This window comes from Conexibacter sp. SYSU D00693 (assembly GCF_017084525.1).
In the GTDB taxonomy this organism is placed as follows: Bacteria; Actinomycetota; Thermoleophilia; order Solirubrobacterales; family Solirubrobacteraceae; genus Baekduia.
Window position 1 is genome coordinate 411939 of record NZ_CP070950.1, and the last position, 16201, is coordinate 428139.

Annotated in this window: 18 protein-coding genes and 1 riboswitch; of the genes, 5 read left to right on the plus strand and 13 right to left on the minus strand. The window is 74.0% G+C overall.

Going from position 1 to position 16201, the window contains the following annotated elements:
* The 3 genes from JUB12_RS02095 to JUB12_RS02105 are packed head-to-tail and all read right to left on the minus strand — an operon-like array spanning window position 1 to window position 3393.
* Complete coding sequence (locus JUB12_RS02095) at window positions 1-1443, minus strand: wax ester/triacylglycerol synthase family O-acyltransferase (protein ID WP_205697961.1); 1443 nt, start codon at window positions 1441-1443, stop codon at window positions 1-3.
* A 41-nt stretch (window positions 1444-1484) separates the two neighbouring features.
* Complete coding sequence (locus tag JUB12_RS02100) at window positions 1485-2699, minus strand: acyl-CoA dehydrogenase family protein (protein ID WP_205697962.1); 1215 nt, start codon at window positions 2697-2699, stop codon at window positions 1485-1487.
* 16 nt (window positions 2700-2715) lie between these two features.
* Window positions 2716-3393, minus strand: coding sequence for a hypothetical protein (locus JUB12_RS02105; protein WP_205697963.1), 678 nt, complete (start codon window positions 3391-3393; stop codon window positions 2716-2718).
* A 39-nt stretch (window positions 3394-3432) separates the two neighbouring features.
* Here JUB12_RS02105 and JUB12_RS02110 point away from each other — a divergent pair, with 39 nt between their 5' ends.
* Both JUB12_RS02110 and JUB12_RS02115 read left to right on the plus strand, forming a co-directional pair.
* On the plus strand, window positions 3433-3627 hold the full coding sequence (locus JUB12_RS02110) for a hypothetical protein (protein ID WP_205697964.1): 195 nt from the start codon (window positions 3433-3435) through the stop codon (window positions 3625-3627).
* Between the two features lie 212 nt (window positions 3628-3839).
* Window positions 3840-4517 (plus strand): zinc metallopeptidase, encoded by a 678-nt coding sequence (locus JUB12_RS02115; RefSeq protein ID WP_205697965.1) that lies wholly within the window; start codon window positions 3840-3842, stop codon window positions 4515-4517.
* Here the strand turns inward: JUB12_RS02115 and JUB12_RS02120 are convergent.
* The 6 genes from JUB12_RS02120 to JUB12_RS02145 form a co-directional block, all read right to left on the minus strand.
* Complete coding sequence (locus tag JUB12_RS02120; protein WP_205697966.1) at window positions 4514-5698, minus strand: HRDC domain-containing protein; 1185 nt, start codon at window positions 5696-5698, stop codon at window positions 4514-4516. The two genes, JUB12_RS02115 and JUB12_RS02120, sit on opposite strands and share 4 nt — an antisense overlap.
* 11 nt (window positions 5699-5709) lie before the next feature.
* Entirely contained in the window at window positions 5710-6621 is a 912-nt protein-coding gene (gene gluQRS / locus JUB12_RS02125; RefSeq protein WP_205697967.1) for a tRNA glutamyl-Q(34) synthetase GluQRS, read from the minus strand.
* A gap of 62 nt (window positions 6622-6683) precedes the next feature.
* On the minus strand, window positions 6684-7937 hold the full coding sequence (locus tag JUB12_RS02130) for a hypothetical protein (protein WP_205697968.1): 1254 nt from the start codon (window positions 7935-7937) through the stop codon (window positions 6684-6686).
* Window positions 7938-8051: 114 nt separating this feature from the next.
* Window positions 8052-8663, minus strand: coding sequence for a hypothetical protein (locus tag JUB12_RS02135; protein WP_205697969.1), 612 nt, complete (start codon window positions 8661-8663; stop codon window positions 8052-8054).
* Window positions 8660-9904, minus strand: a complete 1245-nt coding sequence (locus tag JUB12_RS02140) for a hypothetical protein (protein ID WP_205697970.1) — start codon at window positions 9902-9904, stop codon at window positions 8660-8662. The genes JUB12_RS02135 and JUB12_RS02140 overlap by 4 nt, the downstream gene beginning before the upstream one ends.
* Window positions 9901-10464: a type II secretion system protein J gene (locus JUB12_RS02145; RefSeq protein ID WP_205697971.1), complete on the minus strand. Its 564-nt coding sequence runs from the start codon at window positions 10462-10464 to the stop codon at window positions 9901-9903. The genes JUB12_RS02140 and JUB12_RS02145 overlap by 4 nt, the downstream gene beginning before the upstream one ends.
* Before the next feature lie 139 nt (window positions 10465-10603).
* Here JUB12_RS02145 and JUB12_RS02150 point away from each other — a divergent pair, with 139 nt between their 5' ends.
* Entirely contained in the window at window positions 10604-11737 is a 1134-nt protein-coding gene (locus tag JUB12_RS02150) for a hypothetical protein (protein ID WP_205697972.1), read from the plus strand.
* Here JUB12_RS02150 and JUB12_RS02155 read toward each other — a convergent pair.
* The 4 genes from JUB12_RS02155 to JUB12_RS02170 all read right to left on the minus strand — a co-directional run bounded on the left by JUB12_RS02155 (window position 11734) and on the right by JUB12_RS02170 (window position 14735).
* Window positions 11734-12801, minus strand: coding sequence for a hypothetical protein (locus tag JUB12_RS02155; protein WP_205697973.1), 1068 nt, complete (start codon window positions 12799-12801; stop codon window positions 11734-11736). The two genes, JUB12_RS02150 and JUB12_RS02155, sit on opposite strands and share 4 nt — an antisense overlap.
* Window positions 12802-12806: 5 nt before the next feature.
* Window positions 12807-12956 (minus strand): hypothetical protein, encoded by a 150-nt coding sequence (locus JUB12_RS02160; protein WP_205697974.1) that lies wholly within the window; start codon window positions 12954-12956, stop codon window positions 12807-12809.
* 157 nt (window positions 12957-13113) lie between these two features.
* The gene (locus JUB12_RS02165) at window positions 13114-14361 is read right to left on the minus strand and encodes an acyltransferase (protein ID WP_205697975.1); all 1248 of its coding nucleotides are present in this window, start codon (window positions 14359-14361) and stop codon (window positions 13114-13116) included.
* Complete coding sequence (locus JUB12_RS02170) at window positions 14358-14735, minus strand: hypothetical protein (protein WP_205697976.1); 378 nt, start codon at window positions 14733-14735, stop codon at window positions 14358-14360. The genes JUB12_RS02165 and JUB12_RS02170 overlap by 4 nt, the downstream gene beginning before the upstream one ends.
* A 99-nt stretch (window positions 14736-14834) precedes the next feature.
* Window positions 14835-14922, plus strand: a riboswitch (cyclic di-GMP riboswitch).
* A 60-nt stretch (window positions 14923-14982) separates the two neighbouring features.
* On the opposite strand from JUB12_RS02170, the gene JUB12_RS02175 reads away from it, so the two are divergent.
* Together JUB12_RS02175 and JUB12_RS02180 are read left to right on the plus strand one after the other, a co-directional pair.
* Window positions 14983-15456 carry a type IV pilin protein gene (locus tag JUB12_RS02175; protein ID WP_205697977.1) on the plus strand — a complete coding sequence of 158 codons (474 nt, stop codon included), beginning with the start codon at window positions 14983-14985 and terminating at the stop codon, window positions 15454-15456.
* Between the two features lie 82 nt (window positions 15457-15538).
* Window positions 15539-16003 (plus strand): type IV pilin protein, encoded by a 465-nt coding sequence (locus JUB12_RS02180; RefSeq protein ID WP_205697978.1) that lies wholly within the window; start codon window positions 15539-15541, stop codon window positions 16001-16003.
* Window positions 16004-16201: the final 198 nt, after the last annotated feature.

A 16201-nucleotide genomic window follows, 5' to 3' on the forward strand; every position in this document is an offset into this window, starting at 1 on the left:
TCAGAGCGCGTCCAGCTCCTCGCCCAGCCACGCCATGAGCCGGTCGACGTCGGGCATCTGGTCGCGGTCGGCCACGATCCCGAAGTCGAGCCTCCCGCAGTAGCTCATCACGGTGATGTTGAGCCCCATCCCGTCGGTGATGACCGACACGGGGTGGTTGGCCACGAGCCGCGCGCCGGCGCAGTACAGGGGGAACTGCGGTCCCGGCACGTTGGAGATCACGAGGTTCCACGCCGGGCGCGTCGCGCCGCTGGTGGCCAGGCGGAACGTGAGCCGCGCCGCGCGGCTGAACACCGCGGGCGGGATGAAGTGGTTGGCGTCCTGCAGCAGGTCGGCGGGCAGCGCCTTGTGGCGCTCCTTCATGTCGCCCATCGCGTCGTGGGTGAGCTGCAGCCGCGCGACCGGGTCCGGCTCGTCGCAGAACAGCGGCGCGCTCATGAGCATGATCCGGTTGCCGAAGGTCCCGATCTGCTCGTCGGTGCGCACCGACACGGGGATCTGGGCGACCAGCGGCTCGTCGGGCAGCTCGTCGTGCTCGAGCAGCCAGCGGCGCACCGCGCCCGCGCACATGGAGACGACGACGTCGTTGACCGTGCAGCCGTGGCGGTTCTTGGCGTCCTTGACCGCCTCCAGCTCGAGCTGGCCGAAGGCGAAGCGGCGATGCGGGGAGAGGCGGCCGTTGAACGTCGTGCGCGGCGCGACGAGCGCGGGCGACCGCCGGCCCCGCAGCGCCTGGGCAGCGCGGCCGAAGCGCCGGGCGCCCGGGATGGCCCCGAAGATCGCCGGGACCTCGTCGGCGTTGGGCAGCGCCGTCGGCAGCGCGCGCAGCAGGCGCATCGGGTAGCGCGGCAGCCCGAGGAGCCCCCGACCGAGCATCTCCAGCTCCGTCGGCCGGCCCGCCCCCTCGCGCGCCGCGCCGTTGGCGGCCGCGGGCGGCAGCTCACGACCGTCCGCGGAGAGGTCGAGGAGCAGCCCCATGATCTCGGCGCCGCTCATGCCGTCGATCACCGCGTGGTGGATCTTCGTGAGCATCGCCGTGTGGCCCGACTCGAGGCCGTGGATGACGTAGAGCTCCCACAGGGGGCGGGCGCGGTCCAGCGGGCGCGAGGCGATGCGGGCGACCTGCTCGGCCAGCTGCGCGTCGCTGCCGGGCGCCGGCAGCGCCAGCTCGCGCACGTGGAAGTCGAGGTCGAAGTCGGTGTCGTCGACCCAGTAGGGGTAGTCGAGGCCGAGGGGGACCTCGGCCAGCCGCCAGCGGAAGGGCGGCAGGAGGGGCAGGCGCTCGCGCAGCAGCGCCTTGACCGTCTCGGCGTCGAAGCGCCCCTCCGGCGCGGTGGTCTGGTCGACGATCGCCAGCCCGCCGACGTGCCCGGTCTGGCGCGGGCTCTCCAGCGCCAGGAACTGGGCGTCGAGGCTCGTCAGCTGGCGCAGCGTCTCCGGCACGGCCCGACCCTAGTCCGGACCGCGGTGCCCGCGCCAGCGACCTACGGCTGGTCCGGCTTGTAGGGCGCCAGCTCCCGACGGGCGATCGTCATCTTGTGCACCTCGTCCGGGCCGTCGGCCAGGCGCAGGGTGCGCATGTGCGCCCACAGCCAGGCCAGCGGGAAGTCGTCGGAGACGCCGCCGCCGCCGTGGACCTGGATCGCGCGGTCGATGACCTTCAGCGCGACGTTCGGGGCGGCGACCTTGATCGCGGCGATCTCCGTGCGCGCGTGCTTGTTGCCGACCGTGTCCATCATCCACGCGGTCTTCAGCGTCAGCAGTCGCGCCATCTCGATCTCGATGCGCGACTCGGCGATCCAGTCCTGGACGTTGGCCCGCGTCGCGACGGGCTTGCCGAAGGTCACCCGCTGCGAGGCGCGCTCGCACATGAGCGCGAGCGCGCGCTCGGCCGCGCCGATCGCGCGCATGCAGTGGTGGATGCGCCCGGGCCCGAGCCGGGCCTGGGAGATGAGGAAGCCGTCGCCCTCCTGGGCGATGAGGTTGGTCGCCGGGACGCGGACGTCCTCGAAGAGCACCTCGGCGTGGCCCTCCTGGTCGGCGTAGCCGAAGACGTTGAGGTTGCGCTTGACCGTCACGCCCGGCGTGTCGCGCGGGACGAGGACCATCGACTGCTGGCGGTGGGGCGGCGCCGAGGTGTCGGTCTTGCCCATGACGATGAAGACCTTGCAGCGCTCGCGCATCGCGCCGGAGGTCCACCACTTGCGGCCGTTGAGCACGTACTCGTCGCCCTCGCGGACGATCGACAGCTGGACGTTCGTCGCGTCCGAGGAGGCGACGTCGGGTTCGGTCATCGCGAAGGCCGAGCGGATCTCGCCGTCCAGCAGCGGGCGCAGCCACTGCTCCTGCTGCTCCGGGGTCCCGAAGAGCGACAGGACCTCCATGTTGCCGGTGTCGGGTGCCGAGCAGTTGCACGCCTCGGGACCGATGTGGCTGCGGCCCATGACCTCGGCGAGCGTCGCGTACTCGACCACCTCGAGCCCCGGACCGTGCTGCTCGTCGGGGTGGAAGAGGTTCCACAGCCCGCGCTCGCGCGCCTGTGCCTTGAGCTCCTCCATGACCGGCGGCTCGAAGTGCGGGTCGCCGGACTCGCGCAGCTGCTCCTCGTAGACGGCCTCGGCGGGGTGGACGCGCTCGGCCATGAACGCCTCGAGGCGCTCGGTGTACTCGCGGCAGCGGTCGGAGGGGGCGAAGTCCATGCCCCGACCCTATGCGCTACTCGGTGCGCAGCTCGCGGCTCCCGGCCTCCGCAGGACCGCCGTCCTCGTCGAACTGCTGCAGCAGCTCGCCGATCGGCCGGCCGCCCGAGGGCGCGTCGATGCGCTGCTCCTCGCCGACCCCGGAGAGCACGAGCTCGAAGCGCATCGAGCCCTTCGTGCCGCCCTCGTCGGTCTTCGCCTCCGCGGCGATGCGGCGCAGGGTGCCGTCCGCCTTGGCGGCCTCGAGCGCGAAGCGCGAGTCCGAGACCTGGCGGTCGATCCGGGCGATGGCCTTGGGCCCCAGAGAGCGCAGCTCCTGGAGCGCCGGGTCGGCGGCGCCGAGCGGCGAGTCGGCCAGGCGGCGCAGACCGCGCAGGGCGGCGGAGAGGTCGAGCGTGCCGGTGACGCGCGTGGTGTCCTCGTCGCCGACCCTGGAGTCCTCGCGGGTGTCGCTCTCGGGGAACCAGGAGGGGAGGTCGAGGCCGAGCTCCTGCGCGTCCTCGACGCCGTCGACGTCCTCGCCGGGCTCGGCGCGCATCTCGCGTTCGAGCCGTCCGACCAGCGCCTCGCCGACCTCGTACGTGCGACCGCCGTACTCGACGAAGACATTGCGGCCCGTCGAGATCGCGCGGAGATCCAGGCCCGCTGCTTCCCCGGCACCGCGCACGGTCGACCCTGCGGGAGGGAGGCGCACTTCGGGCGCCCTAAGGAATTGCTACCGTCGCGGTCGGAGATGAAGCTCGCCGTCGGCACCCGCATCAAGGGCAAGAAGAAGTGCTGCAAGGACAAGCCGCGCTGCAAGAAGTGCCCGGTCGTGCTCAAGCGCCTGGAGAAGGAGGGGCTCGTCGAGCGCCTCAGCCAGCGCGAGGTCGTCGTCGTGGACGTCATCTCCAAGGCGCAGCTGAAGGCCGCGCGCGCCCGCGCGTAGTCCTCACGCGCACACCTGGTCCGCACAGCGTTTCGGGCCCGAAACACGGGGCTACAGTGGAGAGTAGGCCGGAGTCCCTCTGGGCGCACTCCCCCCACACACGCGTCGTCGAGACCTTCCCCCCTGCCCCTCGGCGATCTGCACGCGCCCGAGGGCTCCGGCCGCCCCGCTTCATGCAGCGTTGATCGGGCGCCCTTAGCCTGTGCAACAGCATGAGCATCGGCCTCTACCTCGCCTTCCTGATCCCGCCGCTGGTCCTGGGCCTCGGTGCCCAGTGGTGGCTCAAGCGCACCTTCGCGCGCAACGCCGCTCGCGCCGTCGAGTCCGGCCTGAGTGGCGAGGAGGTGGCGCGCGCCGTCCTGGACCGCAACGGCCTCCACGGCGTGGAGGTCCTGCCCTCGCCGGGCGGGCCGCTGTCGGACCACTACGACCCGCGCACCCGCAAGGTCTTCCTGTCCGAGCCGGTCCACGACGGCCGGTCGGTGGCCGCCGCCGCCGTCGCGGCCCACGAGGTCGGCCACGCCATCCAGCACGCCAAGGCCTACGCGCCGCTGGCGTTCCGCACGGCGATGTTCCCGGCGGTGGCGCTGTCGTCCAACCTGTGGATCGTCCTGCTGATGGCGGGCTTCTTCCTGCAGCTCGCCGGCCTGGTCGTCGTCGCCATCGCGCTCTACGCCGTGGCGGTGCTGTTCCACTTCGTGACGCTGCCCGTCGAGTTCGACGCGTCGCGTCGCGCGGGGGTGCAGCTGCGCGAGATGGGCCTGGTCACCGCGGGCGAGGCCGGCGGCGTGCGCGGCACGCTGACCGCCGCCGCGCTGACCTACGTCGTCGGCGCGCTCGCCGCGCTGACGCAGCTCATCTACTTCGTGCTGGCCTTCCTGGAGGACTAGCCGACGGGCCGGTCCTCGAGGACCGGCTCGACCTCGAGGCGCCGGCGCGGCCCCACCCGGAGGCTGCGCCGGCCCGCGAGGAGCTCGAGGAGCTCCTGGCCGACGACCTCGCGCCGCCACCCGCCGAGCGTGCGCACCTCCGGCTCGTCCTCGCCCGTGCGCTGGGAGGTGACGATCCTCTGCAGGTCGGCGCGCGAGGCCAGCAGCTCGTAGGCCAGGCCCTCGGACGCGGCCTTCGTGCGCACGAGCGCCTCGCTGAGCGCGATGAGCGGTGCGTCCTCCGGGTCTGGCTGGGAGGGACGGTCGCCGACGACCGGGATCGGCGGCTGCGAGCGCCCGCGCTCGACGGCGGCCAGCAGGCCCTTGCCGCGGCGGTGCAGGGTGGGCTCCGAGACGCCGCGGATCTGGCGCAGGCGGTCGAGCGATTGCGGGCGGCGCTTGGCGATCTCCACCAGCGTGGCCTCGTGCAGGACCGTGGACGCGGGGCGGTCGGCCTCGCGTGCGGCCTGCTCGCGCCACGCGACGAGCTCGCGCGCCACGGCGCGCTGCGCGGGCTCGAGCGAGTTGACGCGCGGGAGCTTGGCGAAGAGGACGTCGACGTCGCGGGCGTCGTCGATGAGCTCGAAGGCGCGGCACTCCTCCCGGGCCCACTCGAGCCGGCCGCGCTCGTCGAGGCGGTCCTGCAGCGCGGAGGCGAGCTGCAGCAGGTGCACGACGTCCTCGCGCGCGTACTGGAGCTGCTCCTCGGTCAGCGGCCGGTCGTCCCAGCGGGTGAACGACGCCGACTTGCGCAGCCGCACGCCGAGCACCTCCTTGAGCAGCGGCTCGTAGCCGAGCTGCGCGCGCATCCCGGCGAAGCCGGCGGCGACCTGGGTGTCGAAGACGTTGCGCACCGGGCTGCCCCAGTCGCGGCGCAGCAGGGCGACGTCCTGTCGCGCGGCGTGCAGGACGACCTCGACGTCCGGGTCGCCCAGCACGTCGGCCAGGGGCGCGTAGTCGTGCTCCTCCGTGAGCGGGTCGAGCACGAAGACGTCCGAGCCGCCGTCGCCGTCGTCGATCGCGATCTGGACGAGGCAGAGCAGCGGCTGGTAGCGGCCCTCGCCCATGAACTCCGTGTCGATGCCCAGCCGGCCCGCGGCGCGGGCGCGCTCGGCGAGCTCGGCGGGGGAGGTCGAGGCCATGAGCGGCGACCCTACAGCCCCGGCAGCGGGCCCGACCCGGGCGGCCGGAACGTGCTGGGGTCGAAGCGGGCGACGAGCTCCTCGGGGGAGGGCTGCTCGCCCTCGTCGGCCAGGCCGACGGAGTGCGCGAGGCGCGCGCGGACGGCGGCGGGGTCCTCACCGAGCGCGGCCCGGTCGGCGAGCGTCACCGCGCCGTGGCGCTTGGCCAGGCGCGCGCCGTCCTCGCCGAGGACGAGCGGGACGTGCGCGTGCGCCGGCTGCGCAAGGCCCAGCTCCCGCGCGAGCCAGAGCTGGCGCGGGGTGGAGGACAGCAGGTCGTCGCCGCGCACCACCTCGCCGACGCCCTGGGCTCCGTCGTCGACGACGACCGCGAGGTTGTAGGCGATCGCGCCGTCGTTGCGGCGCACGACGAAGTCGTCGACCACGCCGTCCTGGTCGCCGTGGAGGCGGTCGCGGAACGCGACGCGCTCGCTGCCGGCGCGGACGCGCAGCGCCGGAGGGCGCCCCGCCGCCTCGCGCGCCGCACGCTCGGCGCCCGTGAGGCGCAGGCACGTCCCCGGGTAGGCCCCCTCGGGCAGGTCGCCGTGGGGCGCACCGGCCGCCTCGCGGATCTCCGCGCGGGTGCACCAGCAGGGGTAGAGCAGCCCGGCGCCCTCGAGCCGGGCGAGCGCGTCGTCGTAGAGGCCGGCACGTTCGGACTGGCGCACGACGTCGCCGTCCCAGTCCAGGCCGATCGCGGCGAGGTCGGCGAGCTGGCGTGCCTCGTGCTCGGGGCGCGAGCGGCCTCGGTCGAGGTCCTCGACGCGCACGAGGAAGCGGGCGCCCTGGGCCCGCGCGAAGAGCCAGGCCAGCAGGGCGGTGCGGAGGTTCCCCAGGTGCAGCACCCCGGTGGGGCTGGGGGCGAAGCGTCCGTCGGGGCGCACCCGGCGGACGCTAGCGCCGGCCCGGGAAGGGGGGACCCGGGCCGGCGTGCCAGCGGGACGCGCTAGCGCGTCGCCTTGCGGACGGTCGCGCTGCGGCTGGCCGACGCGATGCCGTCGTTGGTGGCCGACGAGACGCGCACGCCGATCGAGCCGCCCTTCTTGCGCAGCGTGGCGCGGACCTTCGCGGGGACCGTGAGGGTCACGGTCTTGGACTTGCCCGCGCCGAGCGTGACGGCGACGGTCTTGCCGGTCGCGGCGCCGGCGTAGCGCAGGCGCGCGGTGCCGTAGCAGCCGAGCAGCGCGGTGGCCGGGCACGTGACCTTCGTGCGGACCTTCTTGCGGTCCTTGGTGACGCTGACCGACTTCACGCGAGCGCGCATCGCCGCGGTGATGCGGAACTTCGGCTTGGTCGACGGCTTCTGCGTGGCCTTCGTCGAGGCGGCCTGCGCCTTCTGGCCGAAGAGCGAGCCGAGGTTGCCCAGCAGGCCCGACAGCTGGCTGCCACCGGCACCAGCGCCGGCGAGGCCGCCGAGCAGGTCGCCGACCTGGCCGAGCAGGTCGCCGCCGACGACGCCGTTGCCGACCGACCGCAGCGAGCCGGTGAGGCCGCCGACGAGGTCGCGCAGCTCCTGGGGCAGCGCCGGGTTGCTGACGACCGCGTCGAGGACGTCGAGGACCGGGTCCAGCACGCTGCCGAGGACGTCGCCCTCGCCGCCGAGGATGCCGAGCAGCGAGGTCAGGCCGCCGAGGTCGCCCGGCATGCCCGCGCCGAGGACCTGGCCGACGGCGGCGGTGAGCGCGCCGTCGAGGATCGACTGGTCGGTGACCGAGCCCAGCAGGCCGTCGACCACCGCGACGACGTTGCCGAGCGGCACGCCGCCGCTGAGCAGGTCGTTGACGAGGTTGCCCGAGAGCGCGCCGCCGGCCAGCGTCCCGGTGACCGTCTGGACGAGCGGGCCGACGATCGGCAGCGAGCCGGTGAGGCCACCGCCGAGGAGCGTGGAGACGGTGTTCGTGACGACGCCGAGCGGCAGGCCGTTGGTCTGCGAGCCGGTGAGACCGCCCACGAGGCTGTTGACGATGTTCGCGTCGGGCGTCGTCGTCTGGGCGCTGCCCAGCAGCGAGTTGGTGAGGCCGCCGAGCAGGCCGCCGCCCCCTCCGAGCAGGCCGTCGAGCAGACCGCGCTGATGGGCCACTGCCCGGGCGGTGGCGGCGTCGGAGCCGGCGGGCGTGGCGGCCGACGCGGCGGGCGCGGCGACGGCGGTGGCGCCGGCCACGAAGATCACGGCGGCGGCGGCGCGGGTCGTGCGGGTCATGTCTCGTTCCCCCCTGGGAAGTCGCTTGTCGCGCGGGACCTCATGTCCTGCGCGGGTTCTGCATCGGCAGCCGGTGCCAGGACTTGATCGGCGATCCGTCCGCCGTGCCGTCCCCTACAGGGCGGGGCAGCCGGTCAGGGTGAGCGCCGCGCCCGGCGCGGTCGGCCGGCACTCGGCCGTGCGCTTGACGCTGAACAGGCTGAGGATGTTGTCCGGGTTGAGGTCGAGCTGGATGAGCGCGACCACCCGACGGCCGGCACCGTCCTGCGAGACGACCTTGCGCTGGAGGACGTCGCCGATCGACCCGGTGACCTTGACCGACGAGGAGACGATGTAGCGGAACTTGTTGGAGCCGACCGCCGTGTCCTCCGTGGCCTCCCACGGGATCGCGGGGCACCATCCGCCGACGGCGAGCGAGCCGACGCTCAGCGCGCCGGTCAGGGCGTCGACCTGGACGCAGGAGACGACGTCGCTCGCGAGGTTCACCACGCCCGTGATCGAGCTCGTCGCGAGCGTCTTGTTGAGCCGGTAGACGGCGACGTCGATGGCGGCGTCAGCGGTCGCCGACGCGCGCATGTCCTTGCGGGCCTCGTTGGCCGCCTGCGAGCCCTGCACGGCGTACATCAGCAACGCGCCGGTGACGAGCGTCACCACGAGCAGGACGCCAAGGACGATGGGCAGGACGAAGCCGCGCTCGTCGCGCCGGGCCGCGAGCCGGCGGGTCATCCGAGCAGCCCCGCGTTCGGGTCGCTGATGACGGTCGAGGCCCAGACCGGGCTCTGGGGGCCCGTCCCGTCCTGGTGGTCGACGACGATGGCCACCGTCACGCGCTTGGTGTTGTGCGTCGTGTTCGGCGCCACCAGGATCTGCGTGACCGCGGTGGCCAACCCGGTTGCGGTCTCGGCCAACCACGGCACGAGCTGCAGGCCGTCCCGCGCCAGCGAGGTGATGACGTTCGGGAGGTTCGTGACGACCGTCAGGAGGCTCGACACGATCGAGGGCAGCGAGATCACCGCCTGGGGCACCGCGACGAGGAGCGCCAGGACGTTGAGGTTCAGCAGCGGCAGGACGATGTCGTTGACGTCGTCGACGAGCGTGTCGAGGCTCTGCAGCAGCGGCTTGAGCGTCGTCAGCGCGGTCTTGACGACGTTGAGCTTGCTCAGCTGCTTGAACAGGTTGATGTCGAGGTCGCAGAGGTCCAGGCGCTGGGTCAAGCCGCCGTTGGTGATCGCGGCGATGGGCGCGACCGCCAACCCGATCGCCGCGAGCGGGGCACCGAGCGGCTTGATGAGGTTCTGGACGTTCGCCAGCGGCGTCAGGACGGGGTTGAGGATCGAGAGCACGGGGGCCAGGACCGCGCCCAGCAGCGTGTTCTGCGAGTTCAGGAGCTTGTTGATCGTCCCGTTGGGGCCCGTGAGGTTCTGCAGCAGCCCGCTGACCTGGTTGATCAGGGTGATCGTGGAGGTCAGCGTCGTCTCGAGCTGGCTGAGGTTGAGGAGCGGGCACTCCTCGTCGCGCCAGGTGACGTAGCGGTAGATCTTGACCCTGATCGGCGTGCCGGTGTTCCCGACCGCGTCGGAGGTCACCGGGTCGAGCCCGGGGGTGCTGGCGTTCGGGGTGCCGCCGGACTGCACGAGCTCCTCGAGCGTGCCGGTCTTGATGCGGAAGTTCGTGCCCTGCACGCGCGAGCCCGGGACGCCGTCGGTGGCGGCGGTCCCCCGGATCTGGAGGTCGGCGTAGGGCAGGGCGCGGGCGCGCTCGAGCGCCAGCTCGGCCTGCTCCACCGCGACGTCGTGGCGCTCGTTGCCGAGCACCGTCTCGCTCGTGGAGGAGAAGACGGTGAGCATCGACCCCACGCCGATGGCCAGCAGCAGCAGGCCCACCAGGAGCTCGGGCAGGCCGATGCCGGCCTGCTCGCGGCGCAGGCGGCGCGCGGTCGTGCGCAGGAACGCGGTGACGGCGGTCATGCCGCGCACTCCGTCGAGAGCAAGGAGGCAGTGCGACAGGTCCGCAGGCTCACGCCGTCGCGCAGCGTCACCGGGCGCGTGTTGCCCTTGGCGTTCTGGCGCAGGCGGATCTCGACGAAGCGCGACGTCGTCGACCAGGTGAACTGGTTCGTGTTCGTGAGCCCGTCGACCATCGTCACGGCGGCGGTGCCGGCGGTGAGGTCCTGACGGGTGCAGCGGTAGGCACCGGGGACCTTGACCGACGGCACGGAGCAGTCCCACTTGACGTCGCGCGTCGTGGCCACGGCGGCCGTGCGTGACCACACTCGGGCCGTGAAGGTCTGCGCGCCGGTGGCGGTGATGCGCTGCGCGAAGCGGATCTCGCGCACGAGGCGGTCCATCTGCGGGCGCAGCTCGTTGAGCGCGTCCAGGCGCGAGGCCTGCCGGGTGTAGGTCCCGTTGACCGCGTCGACGACGAACAGGGTCGCGCCGAAGGCCGTGAGGCCGACGGCGAGGACCACCAGGTGCTCGGTGAGCGCGAACCCTCCTTGGCCGCTCAGAAGTCGCCTGCGGCCGCTCATCCATGAGCAGACCATCTGCATGGGTCGTGCATCGGCGTCCGTGTCGCAGGACGCGACGGGGGGTGGACGGACGGACGACGTGGGTGGCGCGTCGGCGCGCGGGTGCACCGGGTTCGTGCCCGCCTCGTAGGGTCGACACGTGCCGCGACCGACGCAGGTCCTCGCCGAGCACCCGCACGCCGACGGCGTGGCCACCGTGCTGCGCGGGCCGGGCGGCGAGCTGTGGCTGGCGCACGACCGCGCGGACGGTGCGGGCACGCTGTTGCGTGACGGCGCCGCCATCCTCGGGCTCCCCGGCGCCACCATCGCCGGTGGGCCGGCGCCCGCCGGAGCGGTGGTTGCGGAGGTCGTGGACGGCCGGGGGCGTCGCCACCGCTGCCCTGCGGACCGTGGAGCGTGGGTCGTCGTCCTCGACGAGGCCGCGGAGGGTCACCTGCCTCCGGTGTGCTTCCGTGACGCCGACGGTGCGCTGGTCGTCCCCCGGCTTGCGCAGACGTGGGCTCGCGCGCCCGTCGAGGACGCGGTGACGCCCTGTCCGGCATGTCGCGGCGCGCCGGCGTGGGACGTCGTGACGCCCTCCGACGACTCCCGCGGCAGCCACGAGGTACGGGGCGAGTGGCGGCCGACCCCGGTGGCGGTCTGCCGTCGCTGCGGCCACGAGGAGGACGTCGGGGCCTGGTACGGCGCCGTGGATCCCGAGGGCCACGAGGACGAGCAAGGCCTTCAGCGGCTGAAGGCCGAGTGGGCCGCCAAGCGCGCGATGGAGGCGGCGGAGGTCGTGGCGGCCGCGACGGTGCCGGTCATGGCCGCCGACGACGTCGTGCTCGAGGTGGAGGGGTGGGGCACGCGCGACGGAGTGCTCTCGAGCATCAGGACCACGGACGCCGCGAGGTCCGTCGTCGTGGAGGTGGAGCTGGAGGAGCACGCGTGGGATCGCGTGGAGGACGTCGCCCGGCAGGGGATCGAACAGCTGGTGGAGGACGACGAAGGCGAGGAAGCGCTGCCAGACGTGCCGTCCGCGGCGGCGATGTCGCTGTCGGCCAACGCGCGACGGCGCCGCGAACGCGAGGCTGCGTGGCGCGCGAGCGTCCGCCCGGCGACCCTGGTGGTCGACGGTGAGCCGCAGCCGTGCGTCGTCGCCGAGCTGGGCAACGCGTTCTGCGCCGCCGTCCGCGGCGAGGGGATGCTCCTCACCGTCTGGGGCCGCGCGCCGCACGGCCTCGGCGACCTGCGGCTGCGCAGCACCGCGAGCGCGTGGCGACCACGCGCCTAGAGGGATGGGGATGCGCGAGGCCCCAGGAGGCGCGGCGGGACGAACGCGTCGTCGTAGAGCAGCGGCTCGCCGGCGCCCGGCAGGAGGGAGCCGGCCGGCAGCGGGGGCAGCCGCACGGCGATGCGGACCAGGGTGCCGATGGGCGCGCAGGCGATCGGCGGGCCGGCGGGCAGGGGACGTGGCGGCGTGGGCTGCAGGACGAGCATGCCGAGCTCGCGGGCGCCGCGAGGACGGACCTCGACGCGGACCAGCGAGCGCACCGCCTCGTCACGGACGGCGTAGAGGTCGTCGCCGGAGCAGCCGCCGGTGAGCAGGTCGATCCAGACGCTCCGGCGGTCGGGGGAGAGCTGCGCGGTGTCGGGCTGCACCGCGCGCAGCCCGTCGTGGCCGTCGAGCATGCTGCACGCGTAGCCGGCCAGGCCGCCGGAACGTGGATCGCACGGGCGGGTGGACGGCCGCAGGTCGACCTGTCCAGGGATGGTGCGCAGGACGGCGGGCGACACCGGCCACCGCAAGCGCCGAACGCGGCGGCCGCCCGTCGTCCATGCCACCCGCCGCCGGCCTTGGTGGAGGTCGCGGATCGGCGCCGCCGACGAGGCGCGGCGCGTCACGTTCCCGCCCGACCACTGCGCCAGCGTCCATCTGCGTGCGTCGTGGCGGACCCACAGGACGGCGTCCTCGCGCACGTCGAGTGCCGTGACGCGCCCGGAGAAGCTGCCGACGTGCGTGTGCGTGGCGAACGTGTCGACGACGACGAGCTGGTCCGCCACGGTCGGACGCCGCCGGCGGACCACGGCGGCGAGGGTGACGCCCTGGGCGTCGCGGCGGACGAGCGTCTCGTCCTTCGTGAGCGCGCGCACCACCCGCGACCGGCCGGCGACGCAGGTGACCAGCGCGCGCTCCCCGGAGGGCGCGCGTCCCTCCACGAGGCCGTCGCGCGCCGGGGAGGGCGAGCACGTGGAGGGGTCTGCCGCGGGCGCGGCGGGGGCCGCCGACGCGAGGACGGCCGTGAGCAGCACCGCCACCACCGCCGCACGTCGTTGCCGGTCGACTGCAGGAGGCACGACCGTCAGCCTGCCACGCGCACGACCCGCCATCCGCGCGCGTCGCCGATGAAGAGCCGATGGGCCGTGCCCGCGAGGTCGGCGCCGACGACGAGGCCCTCGCTGTTCGGATGCAGGCGCACGATGGGCGTGCGGCCGGTGGCGGCGCCCGCCACGCGGCGTAGGACTGCGGCCCGCCGTCGCGCACGCCCCGCGGCCACCCCTTCGGCGTCGCCGCCAGCAGCCTCGCGCGCTACCGTGGCGCCCCTTGAGCGCCGAGGAGACCCCCGAGACCGCGGATCCGCAGCCCTGCCCGCCCTGTCGCGGGACGGGTCAGGTCGTGTCGAACCTGGGTGGTTCGGCGTCGACGGTGCCCTGCCCCTGGTGCGACGGGACCGGGACGGTCATCGCCGGGCGCGACGCCCAGGCGCGCTGGCGCGAGCCCGAGCCGGCCGCACCGGCTGAGGGCTGAGGGCCGCGGGCCCAGGCCATCGCCGGGCGCTCGACGAGGTACCAGCTGACCGCCGCCACCGCGAGCGACGGCGGGAGCGCGACGGCGAAGGCGCCGAAGGCCGAGGCGGGGAGGAGGCCCTCCGCGCGCGCGACGAGCAGCACCGGCACGTGCCAGAGGTACAGGCCGTAGCTGACCTTGCCGGTCCACGCGAGCGGGCGCGATCCCAGGCCGCGGGGCACCTGGGCGGCCGCCGCGACGGCGCCGACGACCAGCGCGAAGCCGATCGCCGCGGGGAGGTCGCGGACGATGCGCAGCTCGATCGCGGTCGAGCCCTCGAGGGCCTCGCGGTAGGCCCACCACCCGTTGCCGGCGACGAGGAGCGCTCCGAGCGCGACGAGGACGCCGACGGCGCGGCCGTCCAGGCGACGACCGCGGACGGCGACCGCGGCGAGCATGCCCACGGCGAAGTACGGCGCCATGGCGGGCAGGACCTTGGTCACGGTGGGCGGCAGGTCGCGGTCGCTGGTCCACCAGTTCCAGGCGACGCCCCCGACGAGCAGCGCGACCGCCACTGCCACGGGCCCGGCCGCAGGCGCCCCACGCAGCCGGCCACGCGCGAGCCAGAGCGCGCCGGCGCCGAGCAGCGGGAGCAGGACGTAGAACGTCGCCTCGACCGTCAGCGTCCACATCGGCGGGTCGAGCTTGAGCAGGGTCGACGTCTTGAAGTCCTGCCCCAGCACGACGAACAGCCAGAGGTCGTCCTCGGGTGGGAGGCGGACGCCGGGCGTGCCCTCCCGAGGCCACAGCAGCGCGATGGACCCTGCGAGCGCGAGCCAGTAGGCCGGCAGGATCCGCGCAGCGCGGCGCCGCGCGTAGCGCCGCACGGACGGCCCGGCGACGCCGCCGTCCATCGCCGCGCGCACCCACGGCCCGAACAGCAGGTAGCCGGTCAGGACGAAGAAGAGGACGAGGCCGAGCCGGAGCTCGTGGGCGACCGCGTCGACGGTCGTCTCGCGCGTGGAGGCGGTGACGCGCGGCAGCGAGTACAGCCACGCGTGGTACGCGAGCACCGCCAGCGCCGCGACGGCGCGCAGACCGTCGAGCGCGGCGTCGCGCGGGCGGCTCACGCCGCGGCGCTCACCACCACGGTCCCGAGGCGCCGGCCGTCGAGGCGCAGCGTCACGGGGAACCGCCCCGGCCGGTCGGCCACGAACTCGAGCCGGACCGGGGTCTGCGGCGTGGCGAAGGACCCCAGCCCGATGCCGCCGATCTCGACGGTGTCGGCCACGGGCGGGTCGACCGTCACGACGACGACCTCTCCCACGCGCGCGCGTACGGTGCGGTCCTGCGGCAGCACGCCCTCGGCCTCGACCGCGGGCGGCCGCGAGGAGGCCGGGGGCTTCGTCGCCTGCTCCGGATCGCCGATGGAGCTCAGGACGCTGATGGCACCGACCGCCACCAGCGCCAGGGCGAGAGCGACGAGGAGGCGGCGGTTGCGCACGCCCCCATGGTGCCACCACCGACTGTGGCTAGTACGAACGTCCAATCGCTTGAGGTCCTGGCACGGCGGGCCGATCTGGTCCTTGCAAGGCCAGGACTGAGGTGCCAAGGGCAAACCGCGCCGCGAGGCCGGGACGCAAAGCCACGGACCTCCCGCGGAGAACGCGCGAGGAAGCCGGGTTGCCACCGAGGACCCGAGGGACTGGCAGCACACCAGGTCCAAACCAGATCCCAGGAGATCACCCACAGTGCTGCAGCGCTTCAAGAACGACGAGGGCGGCTTCACGCTCATCGAGCTCCTCGTCGTCATCCTGATCATCGGCATCCTCGCCGCGATCGCCCTCCCGACGTTCCTCGGCCAGCAGAAGAAGGGCCAGGACTCCGCCGCCAAGTCGGATGCCCGCAACGCGGTCACCCAGATCGAGGCGTGCTACACGGACAAGCAGGACTACGCCCTGTGCGACGGCGCCAACGAGGCCGCCGGCACCGACGAGCTCCCCGAGCTGAACAGCAAGATCGGCACGGGCGAGGAGCAGATCGTCATCGCCGGCACCGCCACGGGCTGGTCGGTCGTCGCCAAGTCCAAGGCCAAGACCGGCGCCAACAACCACACGTTCACGATCGCCAAGAACGCCACGACCGGCGAGATCACCCGCGTCTGCTCGCCGGCCGGCGAGGGCGGCTGCGGCGGCTCGGGCGGCGGCAACAACGGCACCTGGTAGGGCGCCGCTCAGACCCACGACTCACGCCGCGAGGCGGGCCACCCGGCCCGCCTCGCGCGCGTCGTGCGCCAAGGGGAGAGAGATGCACAAGCGCGAAGAGGGCTTCACGCTCATCGAGCTGCTCGTCGTGATCCTGGTGATCGGGATCCTTGCGGCGATCGCCCTGCCGATGTTCCTCGGCCAGCAGCAGAAGGGCCAGGACGCCGACGCCAAGGCGGCGGCGCGCAACCTGGTCACGCAGATCGAGAACTGCGTGACGGAGACCCAGGACTACCGCGACTGCCAGGACGCCGGCCTGCAGGCCCAGGGCGGGCTCGCCGCCCCGCTGGGCACCGACCCGGGCGAGGTGACCGTCGACGCGGCGACCCAGACGACCTGGCACCTCGTGGCCACGTCCGAGGCCAAGACCGGCGGCGTCCAACACCGGTTCTTCCTCGAGCGGACCTCGACGGCCGACGTCACCCGCACGTGCACGCCGGCCGGCAAGGGCGGCTGCGGCGCACCGACGGCCGACCCCGGCGACGCCGCCGACGTCGGCGGCTGGTAGCCCCGCCGGCCTCCCGACCCGTCGCAGATCCCGGAGGCCGCGCGCAGCGCGGCCTCCGTCGTTGTGAGGGAGCCTCCCCCGACATCGTGAGGGGGCGCTGGACGCCGCCTGGCCACGGCCTCCCCAGAACTGGGGACGCGCGCCGCTCAACGCCGTCCATCCACCGCCGATCGACGACGAACGGCGTCATCGTCCGCC